Annotated in this window: 27 protein-coding genes; 25 read left to right on the top strand and 2 right to left on the bottom strand. The window is 36.5% G+C overall.

Going from position 1 to position 18,774, the window contains the following annotated elements:
* Positions 1–9: 9 nt before the first annotated feature.
* Together F598_RS0112865 and F598_RS0112870 are read right to left on the bottom strand one after the other, a co-directional pair.
* Positions 10–3,234, bottom strand: a complete 3,225-nt coding sequence (locus tag F598_RS0112865; protein WP_019039482.1) for a SusC/RagA family TonB-linked outer membrane protein — start codon at positions 3,232–3,234, stop codon at positions 10–12.
* Positions 3,235–3,352: 118 nt separating this feature from the next.
* The gene (locus tag F598_RS0112870) at positions 3,353–4,948 is read right to left on the bottom strand and encodes a BamA/TamA family outer membrane protein (protein WP_019039483.1); all 1,596 of its coding nucleotides are present in this window, start codon (positions 4,946–4,948) and stop codon (positions 3,353–3,355) included.
* A gap of 271 nt (positions 4,949–5,219) precedes the next feature.
* On the opposite strand from F598_RS0112870, the gene rpsL reads away from it, so the two are divergent.
* The 25 genes from rpsL (at position 5,220) to secY (ending at position 18,773) form a co-directional block, all read left to right on the top strand.
* Positions 5,220–5,594, top strand: coding sequence for a 30S ribosomal protein S12 (gene rpsL / locus F598_RS0112875; RefSeq protein WP_019039484.1), 375 nt, complete (start codon positions 5,220–5,222; stop codon positions 5,592–5,594).
* 19 nt (positions 5,595–5,613) lie between these two features.
* A complete protein-coding gene (gene rpsG, locus F598_RS0112880) occupies positions 5,614–6,090 on the top strand; it encodes a 30S ribosomal protein S7 (RefSeq protein WP_019039485.1) in 477 nt (158 codons plus the stop codon).
* Between the two features lie 3 nt (positions 6,091–6,093).
* Positions 6,094–8,202 carry an elongation factor G gene (gene fusA, locus F598_RS0112885; RefSeq protein WP_019039486.1) on the top strand — a complete coding sequence of 703 codons (2,109 nt, stop codon included), beginning with the start codon at positions 6,094–6,096 and terminating at the stop codon, positions 8,200–8,202.
* A gap of 12 nt (positions 8,203–8,214) precedes the next feature.
* Positions 8,215–8,520, top strand: coding sequence for a 30S ribosomal protein S10 (gene rpsJ / locus F598_RS0112890; RefSeq protein WP_019039487.1), 306 nt, complete (start codon positions 8,215–8,217; stop codon positions 8,518–8,520).
* A 164-nt stretch (positions 8,521–8,684) separates the two neighbouring features.
* Entirely contained in the window at positions 8,685–9,299 is a 615-nt protein-coding gene (gene rplC, locus F598_RS0112895) for a 50S ribosomal protein L3 (RefSeq protein WP_019039488.1), read from the top strand.
* Positions 9,299–9,928 carry a 50S ribosomal protein L4 gene (rplD, locus tag F598_RS0112900; RefSeq protein ID WP_019039489.1) on the top strand — a complete coding sequence of 210 codons (630 nt, stop codon included), beginning with the start codon at positions 9,299–9,301 and terminating at the stop codon, positions 9,926–9,928. The genes rplC and rplD overlap by 1 nt, the downstream gene beginning before the upstream one ends.
* 5 nt (positions 9,929–9,933) lie before the next feature.
* Entirely contained in the window at positions 9,934–10,224 is a 291-nt protein-coding gene (gene rplW / locus F598_RS0112905) for a 50S ribosomal protein L23 (RefSeq protein ID WP_019039490.1), read from the top strand.
* A 9-nt stretch (positions 10,225–10,233) separates the two neighbouring features.
* On the top strand, positions 10,234–11,061 hold the full coding sequence (rplB, locus tag F598_RS0112910) for a 50S ribosomal protein L2 (RefSeq protein WP_019039491.1): 828 nt from the start codon (positions 10,234–10,236) through the stop codon (positions 11,059–11,061).
* 3 nt (positions 11,062–11,064) lie between these two features.
* The gene (gene rpsS, locus F598_RS0112915; protein WP_019039492.1) at positions 11,065–11,343 is read left to right on the top strand and encodes a 30S ribosomal protein S19; all 279 of its coding nucleotides are present in this window, start codon (positions 11,065–11,067) and stop codon (positions 11,341–11,343) included.
* A 7-nt stretch (positions 11,344–11,350) separates the two neighbouring features.
* On the top strand, positions 11,351–11,758 hold the full coding sequence (rplV, locus tag F598_RS0112920) for a 50S ribosomal protein L22 (protein WP_019039493.1): 408 nt from the start codon (positions 11,351–11,353) through the stop codon (positions 11,756–11,758).
* A gap of 7 nt (positions 11,759–11,765) precedes the next feature.
* A complete protein-coding gene (gene rpsC / locus F598_RS0112925) occupies positions 11,766–12,476 on the top strand; it encodes a 30S ribosomal protein S3 (RefSeq protein WP_019039494.1) in 711 nt (236 codons plus the stop codon).
* A gap of 22 nt (positions 12,477–12,498) precedes the next feature.
* Entirely contained in the window at positions 12,499–12,918 is a 420-nt protein-coding gene (gene rplP / locus F598_RS0112930; protein WP_019039495.1) for a 50S ribosomal protein L16, read from the top strand.
* A gap of 6 nt (positions 12,919–12,924) precedes the next feature.
* Positions 12,925–13,116, top strand: a complete 192-nt coding sequence (gene rpmC, locus F598_RS0112935; protein WP_019039496.1) for a 50S ribosomal protein L29 — start codon at positions 12,925–12,927, stop codon at positions 13,114–13,116.
* An 11-nt stretch (positions 13,117–13,127) separates the two neighbouring features.
* The gene (gene rpsQ / locus F598_RS0112940) at positions 13,128–13,385 is read left to right on the top strand and encodes a 30S ribosomal protein S17 (RefSeq protein ID WP_019039497.1); all 258 of its coding nucleotides are present in this window, start codon (positions 13,128–13,130) and stop codon (positions 13,383–13,385) included.
* Positions 13,386–13,387: 2 nt separating this feature from the next.
* On the top strand, positions 13,388–13,756 hold the full coding sequence (rplN, locus tag F598_RS0112945; protein WP_019039498.1) for a 50S ribosomal protein L14: 369 nt from the start codon (positions 13,388–13,390) through the stop codon (positions 13,754–13,756).
* Between the two features lie 9 nt (positions 13,757–13,765).
* On the top strand, positions 13,766–14,077 hold the full coding sequence (gene rplX, locus F598_RS0112950; RefSeq protein ID WP_019039499.1) for a 50S ribosomal protein L24: 312 nt from the start codon (positions 13,766–13,768) through the stop codon (positions 14,075–14,077).
* Positions 14,078–14,079: 2 nt separating this feature from the next.
* Positions 14,080–14,631, top strand: a complete 552-nt coding sequence (gene rplE / locus F598_RS0112955) for a 50S ribosomal protein L5 (protein WP_019039500.1) — start codon at positions 14,080–14,082, stop codon at positions 14,629–14,631.
* Between the two features lie 2 nt (positions 14,632–14,633).
* Entirely contained in the window at positions 14,634–14,903 is a 270-nt protein-coding gene (rpsN, locus tag F598_RS0112960; protein WP_019039501.1) for a 30S ribosomal protein S14, read from the top strand.
* A gap of 21 nt (positions 14,904–14,924) precedes the next feature.
* A complete protein-coding gene (gene rpsH, locus F598_RS0112965; RefSeq protein WP_019039502.1) occupies positions 14,925–15,323 on the top strand; it encodes a 30S ribosomal protein S8 in 399 nt (132 codons plus the stop codon).
* A gap of 18 nt (positions 15,324–15,341) precedes the next feature.
* Complete coding sequence (rplF, locus tag F598_RS0112970; RefSeq protein ID WP_019039503.1) at positions 15,342–15,884, top strand: 50S ribosomal protein L6; 543 nt, start codon at positions 15,342–15,344, stop codon at positions 15,882–15,884.
* A 2-nt stretch (positions 15,885–15,886) separates the two neighbouring features.
* Positions 15,887–16,243: a 50S ribosomal protein L18 gene (rplR, locus tag F598_RS0112975; RefSeq protein WP_019039504.1), complete on the top strand. Its 357-nt coding sequence runs from the start codon at positions 15,887–15,889 to the stop codon at positions 16,241–16,243.
* Between the two features lie 3 nt (positions 16,244–16,246).
* The gene (gene rpsE / locus F598_RS0112980) at positions 16,247–16,771 is read left to right on the top strand and encodes a 30S ribosomal protein S5 (RefSeq protein ID WP_019039505.1); all 525 of its coding nucleotides are present in this window, start codon (positions 16,247–16,249) and stop codon (positions 16,769–16,771) included.
* 10 nt (positions 16,772–16,781) lie between these two features.
* Positions 16,782–16,964, top strand: coding sequence for a 50S ribosomal protein L30 (gene rpmD, locus F598_RS0112985; protein WP_019039506.1), 183 nt, complete (start codon positions 16,782–16,784; stop codon positions 16,962–16,964).
* Between the two features lie 4 nt (positions 16,965–16,968).
* Complete coding sequence (rplO, locus tag F598_RS0112990; RefSeq protein ID WP_019039507.1) at positions 16,969–17,421, top strand: 50S ribosomal protein L15; 453 nt, start codon at positions 16,969–16,971, stop codon at positions 17,419–17,421.
* 11 nt (positions 17,422–17,432) lie between these two features.
* Positions 17,433–18,773 carry a preprotein translocase subunit SecY gene (gene secY, locus F598_RS0112995; RefSeq protein WP_019039508.1) on the top strand — a complete coding sequence of 447 codons (1,341 nt, stop codon included), beginning with the start codon at positions 17,433–17,435 and terminating at the stop codon, positions 18,771–18,773.
* The last annotated feature ends 1 nt before the right edge of the window (position 18,774 follow it).

The following is an 18,774-nucleotide window of genomic DNA, read 5'->3' on the forward strand; positions in this document are numbered from 1 at the left end:
CATATTGTTTTAAAATGTTGCTCTTAAGGTAAAACCATAACGTCTTCCACTTGGACCATTGATAAAATCAAGACCTCTACCATTACCTACTCCTGTACCGATAATATTCGGATCGAAATTAACTCCTTCTGGAGTATTAGGGGCATCAAAGTATAAGTTATAACCTGCTAAAGATAAAGATAAATTACCAAAAGGAGTTGATTCTAACCAATCTTTAGGAAAAGTATAAGTTAAAGAAACCTCTTGTAAACGAATAAAAGAGCCGTCGTATACTTTCAATTCATCAGGTCCTTGCAAGCCTACCACATCAAAGTAATAAGATGAATTATTAATTTGTGTTGTGTTTACAGCTCCTGTCGCATCAGATACACCTGGTAAAATATAAGTATCTAATCTATTGTCTGTATCAGTCGTAAGACCTCTTCCTAGAAGCGTACCAATGGTCTCAGAATAAATATCCCCACCATGCTGATAACTGATCAAGGCATTAAGAGATATATTTTTATAAGACAAAGTTGTTGAATAGTTAGTTATAAAATCTGGTGTTGCATCTCCTATAACATTTGGTCCTTGATCGATAACGTATAATCCAGAGGCATTTACTAGTGGGTTACCATCTTCGTCTCTAGCAATAGATGATCCAGTGATAGAACTAAAAGGGAATCCTTCTACAGCAGAGTTACCTACAGCATTTGTGAAACCTGCATATACAATCGCATTTTCTTCTGGATCTGCTCCAGGTTCTAAGTTAAGATCTGTTACGTCAGAACGGTATAAAGTATAATTGAAATTGACATCCCAGTTAAAGCCATTAGCTTCGTTTTGAATCACTCTTAAACCAACATCACCTTCAATACCATAGCCTTCTATTTTACCAATGTTAAATTGGGTTTGAGTAAACCCTGTACTTGGTGGAAGAGGTCTGTTGATAATTAAATCTGTAGTATTTCTTTCATAGTAAGATAAATCGAAAGTTAAACGATTATCTAACGCTCTACCTTCAATGCCAAATTCAATTTCTTCAAATAGTTCAGGTCTTAACTCTCTGTTTGCTAATATTCTGGAAACAGAATTTTGAGCTACAGGAGAAGCACTTCCCTGTGGAGTGAAAAATCTTGCATCTAATGGTAATGTATTTACTGTTGGAAAGCCTTGTGCAAATCCAGCAGAAGTACCATAACCGGCTCTTAATTTTAAAAAGTTTAAGCCGTTTTTAGTTCTTAAACCTTCGAAAGCCGATGTTGGTAAAAACGATATACTGGTACTTGGGTAAAACTGGGAGTTATCAATTTGATTGGATACCCAGTCGTTTCTAGCAGAAAGGTTAAAGTATAAGTAATCTTTATACTCTAAATCTGCTGTACCATATAATCCTACGATATTTTGAAAGGTCTGAAATTGCTGAGGTGTTTGTTCTCTAAAGTTGAAGTGTCTAAAGACATCAAAAACAATTTGACCTGAACTATTCACTCCATCCTGATCAAATTTTTCATAACGGGCATTAGCACCTGCTGTAAAATTTAAATTGATGTCATCGGTTAAATCGTAATTTCCGTTTACTTGAAAGTTATGATCCCAGAAAATATTAGTGTTAGTAAAAGATCTGTAGTTTCCTAAAATACTTCCTGCATTAGCACCAATATTTTGTCCCGTTTCATTTAATTCTGAATATACATCAAGTCCAGCACGATATAGTAGATTGAGATTATCATTCACATCGTAGGTTATTGTATTAGATGAATTAAATCTAGAAGTCACCTGGTTTACAAAACTGTTGTTAACTATCCAGTTTGGATTTACAATGCCTTCATCATTTCTGTAATACACACTAGCCCCTGTAATTGGATTTTGAAATGGTAAGTCCATTAAAGGCAGGTTTCTTGGCGTGTAGAATATATCTGCAAAAACAGAAAGTCCAGTTCCAGTAACACCAGAACCACTACTCAATGCTACAGGTGGTGTTTTGAAGTCTGTTCTGCTCACATTTATAGTACTATTTACAGTAAATTTGTTAGAAAGCAAAGCACGACCACCTACAGAAAAGTTGGTTCTTGTCGTATTGTTGCCAGGCGTAAATCCATCATCATCTAAATGACCAAAATTTACATTGTAAGAAATTTTACCATCGTCTGAAGAACTCGCAATGTTTACAGAAGTGTTTCTTACAACTCCTGTTCTAAAGAAGTCTTTTACATTATCTGGTTCAGCTTGCCATGGCAAAGTTTGTCCCTGAAATTCTGGAAAAACATTAGCTAAATTGGCTCTGTTGTAAGGGTGAGGGTACGTTCCATCTGGACTAATACCACTGGTTGAGGCACCCCAACCGCCAAAACCTTCTTCGTAAAATCCTGGTCCCCAGTTAGAAAAAAAGTTACCAAAAGCTCCATCAAATCCGTTACCAAATCGTTCTGAATAATCTGGTAGTGAAGCAATTTCGTTGAAGAAAATTCCTTGAGATACTGTAATTTCATTTTTCTTTTTCGTCACCCCTGCTGCACCTGCTTTGGTGGTGATCAAGATTACACCATTTCTACCTGCAGATCCATATACTGTCGCTGCAGCAAATCCTTTAAGGACAGAAACGCTCTCGATAGCGTTTGGATCTAAATCTAAAGATCTGGAAGACCCAGAGTTACCGTTAACGAAGTTTCCAGTTGCGTTGGTGTCATTCGAAATTGGAACACCATCCACAATAAATAATGGCTGGTTTGAGTTATTGATAGATAAAAACCCTCTAATATTGATGTTGGTTGCAGAACCAGAGATACCACTGGTATTGTTAATAACAACACCTGAGGCCTTACCGTTAAGAACACGACCTAGATCGCCCTCTGCACGTTGTTCCAAGCCTTCAGATTCAACCTGACTTACCGCATACCCCAAAGACTTCTTTTCTCTGGAAGTACCAAAGCCAACAACAACAACTTCATCCAGAGATTCTCCTGGACTTAATTGCACATCGATGACCGATTTGTTACCTACTACAACAGATTCTGTACCGAACCCAATGTATGTAAACTCTAGCGTTTGATCTGCAGAAGCCTCGATAGAATATTTACCGTCAAAGTCGGTTTGAGTTCCTGTTGCAGTCCCCTTTACTAACACGTTTGCTCCTGGAAGGGGTAGCCCGGAGTCGTCAGTCACCGTTCCGGTCACTGTTTTGGTTTGTGCAATGGTTACTTGCACAACCAACGCTAGAAATAGCGTTAAAATTCCACTTAACTTTGTTCTCATTTTTTTGTTTATTTGAATTAGCCAAGCCAAAAATCAAAAAATAAAGTTAATCTCACAACTTAATTTGGGTTTATTTTAATATTTGGCTTGTTAAAAATTAACATGGAGGTAACATATTTTAGAAAAAAGATGTAAAACTAATGTGGATTTTTGAATTAGAGAAAGTCGATTCTTGGTTTGTAGATACCGCGTTAGCTAAGACTAATCTAAATAATCCTCCTCTTGATCTCAAGCCTAGACCAATTCCATATCCTAAAATATTTTCGTTAAAATCATCCAGTTTATTTTCATAATTTCCAAAATCTACCACTGTATTAGCAAATAAATTGGAATCTAAAATGTATCGATACTCTGTTTGTAGCACAGCAAATCGGTTGGCAATAAGTGAATTTTCTGAAAATCCTCGAATCGAATTCACTCCGCCAAATCTGAATAATTCATTGTTAACATATCTATCTGAAATCAAATACTGACTGTTAATATTAACAAAAATCTTATTTCTTCTGTTGAGGCTGATGAGATGTTGGCCCGATAGCGATAATTTGTATTGCTCGGTCTCTTGTTCTGTCCTTCGTTTTCCAATTCCTCCTCTAATGGATAAAAAAGTATCTTCTTCCAAATTGGCTCTCGATCTAATTTTAATAAAATCAAATCCGATTTCATAAAAAATAGAATTGTAATTCTGAATATCAGGATTAGTGTTGCTTGACTCTATTTCCAGACTGGTAGAATTAGTCGACTCTACGCCAGCTAAAACACTCAGTTTTTCGTTGAGTTGATAATTTAGATTAACAGCCTGGGAGCTGTTTGAAAAAGCGGAGTCTCTCCTGAATAATCTAAGATTGGCGTTAAGACTTAAAGGGCTACTCAGGATGAAAGGGAGTTTGAGATTTCCTTCGAAAGTTTGCTGACCTATGCCGTCATTTTTATAAACTATACTTAAGCGCTCTCCAAAATTGAGATTGTTAAGCAGAACGACATTAAGGTAGCCATTTAGTTGAAAGTCATCTTCTTCTGTACTTCCAAACCCAAGAAACCCATCAAAGCTATTGGATTTTACCTTTTCGAGGTATAAAAAAAGTTCAGTTGAGTCCTTTTGAAACAAGACTTCAGTTGGCTTTTTTACATTTACAAAAGGTATGTTGTTGAGTTGTTCTGTTTTGTCTTGAACTTCAGTTTCTACAAATGCCTCTCCAATTTTCAAATTTGAAAATCGCCTAATGTAGGTGTCCGATAGTTTGGGATAGCCTTTAATGGTGATTTTGTCTATTGTCCTTTTGTTACCGCGTTCTATAATTAAGTCGGCCCTCATGATATTGTGCTCTGATCTTATATTATTAAGAAAAGCCTTTCCAAAAGAGGAGCCTTGGTTTTGAAGTTTGATGATGATGAAATTCTGTAAGCTTGAGTAGTCGGTGAAGGCTATCTTGATGTTTTTGTCGAGTATCTGGGTTTTAGGGAGTAAATCAAAATCTTCTTCATTGACTCCTATATATAAGGAGTCAATTTTTTGATTGAGGTTGACAAAAACTTTTAGCTTATAGTTTTGAAGCTCAACTTGATTGGTAAGAAAAGGATAGCCTGCTTCTCTTAAACTGTCTAGTTTAAAGTTCAAAAACTCCTTAGCATCTTGAAGTGAAGAAAAATCAAATGTTTTATTTGTAGTTGTTAAATCTGCCTCAGTGTTCAAATCTAGTCTGATACTTTGAGACATCACTTGATGAGTTAATGCAATGCAGAACAAAAACAAATAAAACGGTTTTAGCATATAGTGTTGGTTGGTCTTATTTTTTCATAATTGTGTTTGTAAACGCTGATTTTTCTTTCATATTTCAATAATTGATGAAATGAGTTTCAATAAGGTAAGGGAAGCCTTTCTGTTATCTACTGAAAATTAATTGATTAATATTTGTTTTTTATGATTAATTATCTACATTTGCAAACCTTAAAAATAAGAGATTTTTTAAAACAATTTAAGTAAAACTATGCCAACAATTTCACAGTTAGTAAGAAAAGGAAGACGCAAGATGACTAAGAAGAGCAAATCGGCGGCTTTAGATTCTTGTCCTCAAAGACGTGGAGTTTGTACGCGAGTTTACACAACTACACCAAAAAAACCAAACTCAGCGATGCGTAAAGTTGCTCGTGTGAGGTTGACTAATGGTAAGGAAGTAAACGCATACATTCCAGGTGAAGGACACAATCTACAGGAGCACTCGATAGTATTAGTTAGAGGCGGGAGAGTTAAAGATTTACCTGGTGTAAGGTACCATATTGTTCGTGGTGCTTTGGATACAGCAGGAGTAGAAGGTCGTCTACAACGTAGATCCAAGTATGGTGCAAAAAGACCTAAAAAATAATCAGAGTTAAAGTAAAGACATGAGAAAAAGACAGGCCAAAAAACGTCCTTTATTACCAGATCCTAAATTTAACGATCAGTTAGTGACTAGATTCGTTAATATGATGATGTGGGACGGAAAAAAATCAATTGCTTTCAAAATCTTCTATGATGCGATGGATATCATTGAAGACAAAAAGCAGGACGACGAAAAATCTTCTCTAGAAATTTGGAAAGAAGGTTTATCTAATGTAATGCCTCACGTTGAAGTTAGAAGTAGACGAGTAGGTGGTGCTACATTTCAGATCCCTTCTCAAATTCGTCCAGATAGAAAGATTTCAATCGCTATGAAGTGGTTGATTAGTTATTCTAGAAAGAGAAACGAAAAAACGATGGCAGCTAAACTGGCTGCAGAAGTAATGGCGGCTGCAAAAGAAGAAGGTGCAGCGGTTAAGAAGAGATTAGATACGCACAAGATGGCTGAAGCCAACAAAGCATTTTCACATTTTAGATTCTAAATAATGGCACAAAGAGATTTAAAATTTACTAGAAATATTGGAATTGCCGCTCATATTGATGCTGGTAAAACAACGACAACAGAGCGTATTCTTTATTATACTGGTATAAGTCACAAAATAGGAGAGGTTCATGATGGCGCTGCTACTATGGACTGGATGGAGCAAGAGCAGGAAAGAGGTATTACCATTACTTCTGCTGCGACACATTGTACATGGCCTTACAGAGATCACGAGTACATTGTTAATATTATCGATACTCCAGGACACGTTGACTTCACTGTTGAAGTTGAGCGATCGCTAAGAGTACTTGATGGTGTTGTTGCCTTGTTTAGTGCAGTTGATGGTGTTGAGCCACAATCTGAAACCGTTTGGAGACAAGCTGATAAATATAAAGTGCCCCGTCTTGGTTTCGTTAATAAAATGGACAGACAAGGTGCTAATTTCTTTAACGTGTGCAAGCAGGTAAAAGAAATGCTTGGTGGAAATCCAGTGCCACTTCAGGTTCCTATCGGAGATGAGATTGACTTTAAAGGTGTAGTAGACTTAATTTCTAAAAAAGCCATCATCTGGAATGAAGAAGATTTCGGTATGACTTACGAAGAAATCGATATTCCTGCAGAACTTGAAGCTGACGTAACAAAATACAGAACTGAGCTTGTAGAGGCTGTTGCCGAGTATGATGAGGAGTTGATGGAGAAATTTTTCGAAGACGAAAATTCTATCACAGAAGATGAAATCATAGCTGCATTAAGAGCTGCTACTATCGATATGTCTATCATACCGATGATGTGTGGTTCTGCATTTAAAAATAAAGGTGTTCAGGCTATGCTTGATGCCGTAATGAGATATCTTCCATCTCCAGTAGACGTTGAAGCTATTGAAGGTGAAAACCCTCAAACTGGTGAGGTAGAAACACGTAAGCCGCATGTGGATTCTCCATTTTCTGCGCTTGCTTTTAAAATCGCAACCGATCCGTTCGTAGGGCGTTTGGCTTTCTTTAGATCATATTCTGGTAGATTAGAGGCTGGATCATATGTTCTTAATAACCGTTCTGGTAAAAAAGAGCGTATTTCTAGAATGTATCAGATGCACTCCAATAAACAAGAGCCAATCGAATTTATCGAAGCTGGAGATATTGGTGCAGCAGTTGGATTTAAAGACATTAAAACAGGCGATACGCTTACTGCATTAGACGCTCCTATCGTACTTGAATCTATGTCTTTCCCTGATCCTGTAATCGGTATTGCAGTGGAGCCTAAAACAAAAGCTGATGTTGAAAAACTTGGTGTTGCCTTAGGTAAGTTAGCTGAAGAAGATCCAACATTCCAGGTAAAAACTGATGATGCTTCAGGTCAAACTATTATTTCTGGTATGGGTGAACTTCATATCGAAATCTTAGTGGATCGTTTAAAGCGTGAATTCAAAGTAGAGGTGAATGAAGGCGAACCTCAAGTAGAATATAAGGAAGCAGTAACAAGATCTGCAGACCATAGAGAAGTGTATAAAAAACAATCTGGTGGTCGTGGTAAATTTGCTGATATAGTATTTGAAATGGGTCCTGTTGATGAAGATTTCGAAGGGCCAGGTTTACAATTTGTAGATCAGATCAAAGGCGGTCGAATTCCTAAAGAATTTGTTCCTTCTGTTGAAAAAGGATTCCAGGAAGCGATGAAAAATGGACCTTTAGCTGGATTTAGAATGGATACATTGAAAGTAACCTTAAAGGATGGGTCTTTTCACCCTGTGGATTCCGATCAATTATCGTTCGAACTTGCTGCTAAATTAGGTTTTAAAGCTGCTGCTAAAAGCGCAGGTGCTATTGTACTAGAACCAATCATGAAAGTAGAGGTGGTAACTCCAGAAGAAAACATGGGTGACATCGTTGGTGACTTGAACCGAAGAAGAGGTCAGGTAAACAACATGTCAGACAGATCTGGAGCCAAAATCATCAAAGCTGATGTGCCGCTATCTGAAATGTTTGGTTATGTGACTACTTTAAGAACATTATCTTCTGGTAGAGCGACCTCCACTATGGAATTTTTAAAATTTGAAGAAACACCAGCGAGCATTTCTGAGAAAGTAATCAAAAGTGCTAAAGGTTTAAACGAATAATTAGAGCTTATTATGAGTCAAAAAATAAGAATCAAACTAAAATCATACGACTACAACTTGGTAGACAAGTCTGCTGAGAAAATCGTAAAGACCGTAAAGACGACTGGTGCTGTAGTTACTGGACCAATTCCATTACCTACAAAACGTAAAATCTTTACTGTGTTGAGATCTCCTCACGTTAACAAAAAAGCTAGAGAGCAATTTCAATTAGACTCTTTCAAGAGATTACTTGATATCTATAGCTCTTCATCAAAAACAATTGATGCTTTGATGAAGCTTGAGTTGCCTAGCGGTGTAGAAGTAGAGATTAAAGTATAAGCAGATTCCCGTGAAAACGGGAATCTCAATAACATTCTCACGAGCTGAGAATAGACATGTCCCGAGCGTTTGTCGAGGGAAAAACGGAAGAAAAATACATTCAGGACGAAGTATTTTTTGTCCTGAATTTTTTTTAAATAAATAGTAATAATCAAAAATTAATTATGTCTGGGTTAATAGGAAAAAAAATCGGCATGACTAGTCTCTTCGACGAGAACGGAAAAAACATTCCGTGTACTGTAATAGAAGCTGGTCCATGTGTAGTTACCCAAGTCAGAACCAACGAGGTTGACGGGTATGAAGCGCTTCAACTTGGTTTCGATGACAAAACAGACAAAAATGCCACTAAAGCAGACTTAGGTCACTTTAAGAAAGCTGGTACTTCTGTCAAGCGTAAAGTCATGGAATTCCAAGGATTTAATGAAGAGTATAAGTTAGGTGATGAAATCACTGTAGACTTATTCAAAGAAAACGAATTTGTAGACGTGAGTGCTACATCTAAAGGAAAAGGATTCCAAGGGGTTGTAAAACGTCATGGCTTTGCAGGTTCTGAGAGAACTCACGGACAGCAAAGTATGCTAAGAGCTCCTGGTTCTGTTGGTGCTGCCTCATATCCTGCTCGAATCTTCAAAGGAATGAAGATGGGTGGACAAATGGGAAGTAAAAAAGTAAAAGTTCAAAATCTAAGAGTGTTGAAAGTGGTTCCAGAGAAGAACTTACTTGTGATCAAAGGATGTGTTCCTGGTCATAATAACACTTATGTAACTATTCAGAAGTAATGAAAGTATCAGTTTTAGATATAAAAGGAAAAGAAACAGGTAGAGAGGTCGAACTTTCTGAATCTGTTTTTGGATTGGAACCTAATGATCATGTGGTTTATCTTGATGTTAAGCAGCACTTAGCAAATAAGCGTCAAGGAACTCACAAAGCTAAAGAAAGAGCTGAAATCGTTGGTAGTACAAGAAAGATAAAGAAACAAAAGGGTACAGGTACCGCACGTGCTGGAAGTATCAAATCTCCAATTTTTAAAGGTGGTGGTAGAGTTTTCGGTCCAAGACCAAGAGATTACCATTTCAAGCTCAATAAAAAGTTGAAGAGATTGGCTAGGAAAACAGTACTGTCTCAGAAATTTAAAAACGATCAATTGATGATTGTTGAAGATTTCGGATTCGACGCTCCTAAAACAAAGGATTTTTTAAATGTTCTTGATAATCTGAACATTAGAGATAAAAAATCACTCCTTGTCTTGGATGAGTCGAATAAAAACGTATATTTGTCGTCCCGTAATTTGAAATTTGCAAATGTTGTAAATGTCTCGGAATTAAACACTTACAATATATTAAACAGCAATGTTTTATTGATTTCAGAAAGCAGATTAGAAGAATTACAAAATAATCTCAACAAATAGAAGCTATGAGCATTTTGGTAAAACCAATTATTACAGAGAAAGCAACAAATGATAGCGAACTAAGAAACGCGTTTTCATTTGTCGTAGATCGTAATGCCAACAAAATCCAAATTAAGGAGGCTGTTGAGTCTGCTTATGGCGTTACGGTGGAAGGAGTACGCACATTGAATGTGATTCCAAAAATTAAATCTCGATACACGAAAACGGGAATGGTGACTGGAAAAACTTCGGCGTATAAAAAAGCTATTATAAAAGTAGCTGAAGGAGAAACAATTGATTTGTATAGTAATCTATAAGCTTAAAACATGTCGGTTAAAAAATTAAAACCAAATACACCAGGACAGCGATTTAAGATAGCTAATGGTTTTGATGCCATTACAGCTAGCAAGCCGGAGAAATCTTTGCTTACCTCTCGCAAACGTTCAGGTGGACGAAATAACTCGGGTAAAATGACCATGCGCTACATTGGTGGTGGTCACAAGAAGCGTTACAGAATCATCGACTTCAAAAGAGATAAGAAAGATATCCAAGCTGAAGTCATGACTGTAGAGTATGATCCTAATAGAACAGCATTTATTGCTCTATTAAAGTATGATGATGGAGAGAAGAGATATATTATTGCACCAAGCGGTATTCAGGTTGGTCAAAAAATAGTATCAGGTTCTTCACAGGTACCAACTGAAATTGGTAATGCTATGCCATTATCACAAATTCCTTTCGGTACTATCATTTCTTGTGTTGAGTTAAGACCAGAGCAAGGAGCCGTAATGGCTAGAAGTGCTGGTACTTTTGCTCAGCTAATGGCTAAGGAAGGTAAATATGTTACCATCAAGCTACCTTCTGGAGAAACTAGAATGGTATTAGCGACTTGTATTGCAACTGTGGGTGCTGTTTCAAATAGTGACCATCAGTTAACGATATCTGGTAAAGCTGGTAGAAGTAGATGGTTAGGTAGAAGACCTAGAACTAGACCTGTAGTGATGAACCCAGTAGATCACCCAATGGGTGGTGGTGAAGGTAAGTCTTCAGGTGGTCATCCAAGATCTAGAAACGGAATACCTGCTAAAGGTTATAAAACACGTTCTAAAACTAAGTCTAGTAATAAGCACATTATAGAGCGTAAAAAGAAATAAGATATGGCACGTTCATTAAAAAAAGGACCTTTTGTCCATTATAAATTAGATAGAAAAGTAGCTCAAAACCTTGATTCAGGTAAGAAATCTGTGATCAAAACATGGTCTAGAGCTTCTACAATTACTCCAGATTTCGTGGGTCAGACCTTCGGAGTGCACAATGGAAGACAATTTGTTCCAGTTTTTGTAACAGAAAACATGGTAGGGCATAAACTTGGAGAGTTTTCTCCAACACGTACTTTCAGAGGTCACCAGGGTTCCAAGAATAAAGGAAAAAAATAATTGAACAATGGGAGTAAGAAAAAGAAATAGAGCAGAAATGCTCAAAGAACAGAAAAGTCAACTTGCTATTGCAAAATTGAACAACTGTCCAACCTCACCACGTAAAATGAGACTTGTTGCTGATTTAGTGAGAGGAAAGGACGTAGCTCATGCATTGCAAATCTTGAAGTTTAGTACTAAAGCTGCTTCAGGTCGATTAGAAAAATTATTGCTTTCTGCTATTTCAAATTGGCAAGCAAAGAATGAAGATTCTGACCTCGAACAAGCTGGCGTTTTTATAAAAGAAATAAAAGTAGATAGTGGAAGTATGTTGAAGCGTTTACGTCCAGCACCACAAGGTCGTGCACATAGAATACGTAAGCGTTCTAATCACGTCACTATGATACTAGGAGAAAAAAATAACACTGAAAGCTAGATAGACTATGGGACAAAAAACAAATCCAATCGGCAATAGACTTGGTATCATTAAAGGATGGGAATCCAATTGGTACGGAGGAAACGATTACGGTGATAATCTTGCAGAAGATCACAAGATTAGAAAGTATATCCATGCTCGTTTAGCTAAAGCCAGTGTTTCGCGCGTAATTATTGAGCGTACGCTTAAACTTGTAACCGTTACTATCACTACTGCCAGACCAGGTATTATTATCGGGAAAGGTGGCCAAGAGGTAGACAAGTTGAAAGAAGAGCTCAAAAAAATTACGGATAAGGAAGTTCAGGTTAATATCTTTGAAATCAAAAGACCCGAATTAGATGCGCATCTTGTTGCTACCAGTGTGGCAAGACAAGTTGAAAACAGGATTTCTTATAGGAGAGCTACTAAGATGGCTATCGCGGCAGCTATGAGAATGAATGCTGAGGGAATTAAGATTCAGGTATCTGGACGTTTGAACGGAGCTGAAATGGCCCGTGTAGAGACTTATAAAGAAGGACGTATTCCTTTGTCTACATTTAGAGCAGATATTGATTACGCTTTGGTAGAATCTCACACTACTTACGGTAGATTGGGTATCAAAGTATGGATCATGAAAGGCGAAGTTTATGGAAAAAGAGAGTTATCTCCATTAGTTGGCCTAGCAAAGAATGAAAGTAAAGGAAAAGCGAGACGACCTAAAGCACGTCGTAGAAAATAATCATTAAAGATTAAGATAAGAGATGTTACAGCCTAAAAGAACAAAATTTCGTAAGCAGCAAAAGGGACGTATGAAAGGTATGTCGCAAAGAGGGCACAGACTTTCAAATGGAACTTTTGGAATCAAATCTTTAGATTCTTCTTTTGTTACTGCAAGACAAATTGAGGCTGCACGTATCGCAGCAACGCGTTACATGAAAAGGGAAGGTTCTATCTGGATTAAAATATTTCCAGACAAACCTATCACCAAGAAGCCTCTTGAAGTCCGTATGGGTAAAGGTAAAGGTTCAGTAGAGTATTGGGCAGCTGTTGTAAAGCCAGGTCGTATTTTATTTGAAATTGGAGGTGTTCCTCAAAGTGTTGCAAAAGAAGCACTTAGATTGGCAGCCCAAAAATTACCTGTTAAAACAAAATTTATAGTCGCTAGAGATTATCAAGAATAAATAAAGATGAGACAATCTGAAGTAAAAGAGCTTTCGGTAGAAGAATTGCACGAAGAGTTAACAAATCACCAGACAAAATTGTCCGATTTGAAGATGACTCACGTCCTTTCTCCTTTAGAAAACCCTTCTGAAATTAAAAAAGTTAGAAGATCAATTGCGAGAATCGCTACCGAAATCAATAAAAGAGAATTAGATTAATTCTACTTACAATGGAAAAAAGAAATTTAAGAAAAGAACGTATCGGTGTTGTGACAAGCAACAAAATGGACAAGTCCATTGTCGTTTCTGAAGTCAAAAAAATTAAGCATCCAATGTATGGTAAGTTCGTTTTAAAAACGAAAAAATACGTTGCGCATGATGAAAAAAATGACTGCAATGACGGAGATACAGTAAGAATTATGGAAACTCGACCTCTTAGCAAGACAAAACGCTGGAGATTGGTTGATATAATTGAAAGAGCTAAATAATTATGGTACAACAAGAATCAAGATTAAGAGTAGCAGACAATACTGGTGCAAAATCAGTTTTAGTTATTCGTGTCCTTGGAGGAACGAATAGAAGATATGCTTCGGTTGGCGATAAAGTTGTAGTCAGCGTTAAAGAAGCTACTCCTAATGGTAACATAAAAAAAGGTGCTGTATCTACAGCTGTAGTGGTTAGAACAAGTAAAGAGGTAAGACGTCCAGATGGATCTTACATCCGCTTTGATGATAACGCCTGTGTTTTATTGAACCCAACAGGAGAAATGAGAGGTACACGTGTATTTGGACCAGTTGCCAAAGAACTTCGTGAAAATCAGTTTATGAAAATTGTTTCACTTGCACCAGAGGTGCTTTAATCTATCACTATGAAAAGAAGTAGAATTAAAAAAGGTGATCAGGTAAGAGTCATTGCTGGCGATCATAAAGGACAAGAAGGCAAAGTATTAGATATACTTGTAAAGAAAGATAAGGCGATCGTTGAAGAAATCAACATGATTTCAAAACACCAGAAGCCTTCAGCAACAAATCCACAAGGTGGAATTACTAAAAAAGAAGCTCCTATTCATATTTCTAATCTTTCACTTATCACAAAAGATGGTAAGACGACAAGGTTAGGAACTAAAGTAGAAGACGGTAAAAAGGTAAGAGTTGCTAAGAAAACTAATGAAGTGATTTAATTATGAGTTACGTACCAAGATTAAAAGAAGAATATAACAGTAAAGTACTTCCAGCTCTACGTGAAGAGTTTAGCTACTCAAACACTATGGAAGTTCCTAGACTTAAAAAGATTGTTTTAAGTAGAGGTGTTGGTGCAGCGATTGCTGATAAGAAATTGATAGATCACTCTATCGAAGAATTCTCAACGATAACTGGCCAAAAAGCTGTTCAGACTATTTCTAAAAAGGATGTTGCTTCTTTCAAGTTAAGAAAGGGAATGCCAATTGGCGTTAAAGTGACACTTAGAGGTTATAGAATGTATGAATTTCTAGATAGATTAATAACTTCAGCTTTACCTAGAGTTAGAGATTTCAATGGCATTAATCCAGATGGATTTGATGGTAGAGGAAACTACAATTTAGGTATTACTGAGCAAATTATCTTTCCTGAAATTAATATCGATAAAGTAAATAGAATCTCAGGTCTAGATATCAGCTTTGTGACTTCAGCTAACACTGATCAAGAAGCTAAATCATTATTAACCGAACTGGGATTACCATTTAAAAAGAAATAATTATGGCAAAGGAATCAATGAAGGCCCGTGAGGTCAAACGCCAGAAAATGGTTGAGAAATATGCTGAAAAAAGGAAAGCTTTGAAAGAAGCTGGAGATTATGAGGCTTTACAAAAACTACCTAAAAATGCTTCTCCTGTGAGAATGCATAACCGATGTAAGCTTACAGGTAGACCAAAAGGATATATGAGACAATTTGGTCTTTCTAGAGTTACCTTTAGAGAAATGGCTAACAACGGTCTTATTCCAGGAGTTAAAAAAGCAAGTTGGTAATTAATTTAAAAATGCAATAAAATGAATATTGATCCAGTTGCAGATTATTTAACTAGAGTTAGAAACGCAGTTTTGGCTTCTCATAGAGTTGTCGAAATACCGGCTTCTAACCTAAAGAAGGAGATCACAAAAATTTTGTTCGATCAAGGATATATTTTAAGTTATAAATTCATCGAGGATGATACTCAGGGAATTATTAAAATAGCTTTAAAATATGATAAATATACAAACGACCCTGTAATTAAAAAATTACAGAGAGTGAGTAAGCCAGGTTTGAGAAAGTATTCCGGTTCTGACGAAATCCCTAGAGTCCTTAACGGTCTTGGTATTTCAATAGTATCTACTTCGAAAGGAGTGATGACAGGAAAACAAGCTCAGAGAGAACATGTTGGAGGTGAAATCCTTTGTTACGTATACTAATATAAAAAGACAAAAATTATGTCAAGAATAGGTTACAGTCCAATTAGTATTCCAGAAGGCGTTACAGTTGATCTAACCGATGATACTATCACAGTAAAAGGAAAGTTAGGTGAACTTAAGCAAACGTTTGAAGATATTACTATCAAAATTGAGGATAATGAAATCAATTTTGAAAGACCTTCAGATAAAAAAGTACACAAAGCCAAACATGGTTTATACAGATCTTTGGTCTTTAATATGATACAGGGAGTTACTGAAGGTTATACTAAAGAATTAGAACTTGTAGGAGTTGGTTACAGAGCTTCTAATCAAGGTCAAAAATTAGATATTGCCGTTGGTTTTTCTCATAACATTGTTATAGATTTGGCGCCTGAAATAAAAGTGGAAACAGTTTCAGAAAAAGGTAAAAATCCGATTATAAAATTATCGTCATTTGACAAACAACTTGTATCACAAGTAGCTGCTAAAATTCGTTCATTTAGACGACCTGAGCCTTACAAAGGAAAAGGTATCAGATACGTAGGTGAATATATAAGAAGAAAAGCAGGTAAATCAGCTTAATTATGGGATTTTCTAAAGAAAAAAGAAGACTTAAAATACGCAAGCGTGTTAGAAAAACGATTACTGGAACTCCAGAAAAGCCTAGGCTTTCTGTGTTCAGAAGTAATAATGAAATATACGCTCAATTGATTGACGATGTAAATGGAGTTACAATTGCTTCAGCATCCTCAAGAGATAAAGATGTGGACGTGGCCAACAAAACGAAGTCTGAAGCTTCAATTATTGTTGGAGAGGCTATCGCTAAAAAAGCGTTAGACCAAAACATAGATTCAATATCTTTTGATAGAAGTGGTTATTTATACCACGGTAGAGTAAAATCACTAGCCGAAGGTGCTCGTAAGGGTGGCTTAAAATTTTAAAATATGTATCAAGATTATAAAAATGTTGAAACAGTAAAACCAGGTGGACTTGATCTTAAAGATCGTTTAGTTGGCGTTCAACGTGTTACTAAAGTTACGAAAGGTGGTAGAGCATTTGGTTTTTCTGCTATCGTTGTTGTAGGTGATGAGAATGGTGTTGTAGGACATGGTTTAGGTAAATCTAAAGAGGTTGCCGATGCTATTTCTAAAGCCGTTGAAGATGCTAAGAAAAACTTAGTAAGAATTCCACTTCACAAATCTACATTGCCACATGAGCAATTAGGAAAGTATGGTGGTGCTAGAGTTTTCTTACTTCCAGCTTCAGAAGGTACTGGTGTTATTGCAGGTGGTCCAACCCGTATGGTTTTGGAATCTGTAGGTGTACACGACGTATTGTCTAAGAACCAAGGATCTTCTAACCCACACAACATGGTGAAGGCTACGTTTGATGCCCTTTTAAAATTAAGAGGTGCCGAGCAAATCGCTAAACAAAGAGGTATTACCCTCGAGAAATTATTTAACGGTTAAGATCCTTATTATGGCTAAGATAAAAGTTACAAAGACAAGGAGCGCAATTAAGCGTCCTAAAAATCAAAAGCTTACATTAGAAGCTTTAGGTTTAAGAAAAATCGGTCAATCTAATGAATTTGAAGTTTCAGATTCATTGATGGGTATGATTAGTAAAGTTAAACATTTAGTTTCTGTTCAAGAATTAAACTAATACTATGGAATTACATAATTTAAAACCTGCCAAAGGTTCTGTTAAGACCACTAGCAAAAGACTCGGTAGAGGTGAGGCTACTGGTAATGGTGGAACTGCTGGAAGAGGTCATAAAGGTGCAAAATCCCGTTCTGGATATTCCAGAAAAATTGGATTTGAAGGTGGTCAAATGCCTTTGCAAAGACGTGTCCCAAAGTTTGGATTTACCAATCCTAACAGAGTCGAGTATCAAACCATCAATTTAGATCGTCTGCAGGAGTTAGTCGATCATAAATTAATTACTGATTCTGTTGATTTTGGTACATTACATGCTATGGATCAGGTTAACAAAAACTTACCTCTTAAAGTTTTAGGGAGAGGTGAATTGAAAGCAAAATTAAAAGTTTCTGCTCACAAGTTTTCTGCGTCTGCAAAGTCTGCAATTGAAGCTGCTGGTGGAGAAGCTATTACTATTTAATTAATCACCTTATGAAGTTTTTTGAAACACTAAAGAATATTTGGAAAATAGAAGAATTGAAAAATAGAATTCTTCTTACGTTAGGTTTGTTATTGGTGTATAGATTTGGTGCACAAATCGTATTACCTGGTATAGATGCAGCTCAATTGGCAAGTCTATCTTCACAAACCGATGGGGGAATTCTTGGTTTGCTTAACGCTTTCACAGGTGGTGCCTTTTCTAATGCATCTGTTTTTGCTTTAGGTATAATGCCTTACATTTCAGCTTCTATTGTAGTTCAATTAATGACAATTGCTATACCTTATCTTCAGAAACTTCAGAAAGAAGGGGAGAGTGGAAGAAAAAAAATCACTCAGATTACAAGATGGTTAACGATTGCGATAACTTTAGTTCAAGGTCCTGGTTATATCATTAATCTTTATAACATATTGCCTTCATCAGCTTTCTTAATGGATAGCACGTTTACTTTCGTAGCTTCATCTGTAATCATTCTTACCACTGGTTGTATCTTCGCTATGTGGCTGGGAGAGAAAATAACTGATAAAGGTATTGGAAATGGTATCTCGCTTTTAATTATGGTGGGTATTATCGCTACTCTTCCTCAGGCATTCATTCAAGAATTTATTTCAAGAGTGACAGAATCTAATGGTGGATTAATTTTAATCTTAATTGAGTTGGTGATCTGGTTTGTTATCATTTTAGCATCTGTGATGCTGGTTAGAGCAGTAAGACAAATACCAGTTCAGTATGCTAGAAAAAACGCTTCCGGAAAATTTGAAAAAGCTTCCGTTGGTGGTGCTAGACAATTTATACCCTTAAGATTAAATGCTTCTGGTGTAATGCCTATTATTTTTGCACAGGCTATTATGTTTATACCTGCAGCAGTGGCTGGTTTGTCCGATACTGAAATGGCCCAAGGGATAACCGCAGCCTTTCAAGATATGTTTGGTTTTTGGTACAATCTTGTATTTGGGATACTAATCATTGTATTTACTTATTTCTATACAGCGATTACAGTACCTACCAACAAGATGGCCGATGATCTTAAACGAAGCGGTGGATTTATTCCAGGGATTCGACCTGGTGCAGAAACCTCAGAATATTTAGATAGAATCATGTCTCAAATAACACTTCCTGGATCTGTCTTTTTGGCACTTATAGCTATATTTCCAGCAATAGTGGTTTCTCTGCTTAATGTTCAACAAGGTTGGGCTTTATTTTTTGGAGGAACTTCTCTGCTAATTATGGTAGGTGTAGCAATAGATACCATCCAGCAGGTGAATTCATATTTATTGAATAGACATTATGATGGATTAATGAAATCTGGTAAAAATAGAAAAGCAGTAGCGTAAT

Origin of the sequence: Psychroflexus tropicus DSM 15496 (assembly GCF_000378765.1) — a bacterium.
Classification (GTDB): Bacteria; Bacteroidota; Bacteroidia; order Flavobacteriales; family Flavobacteriaceae; genus Psychroflexus; species Psychroflexus tropicus.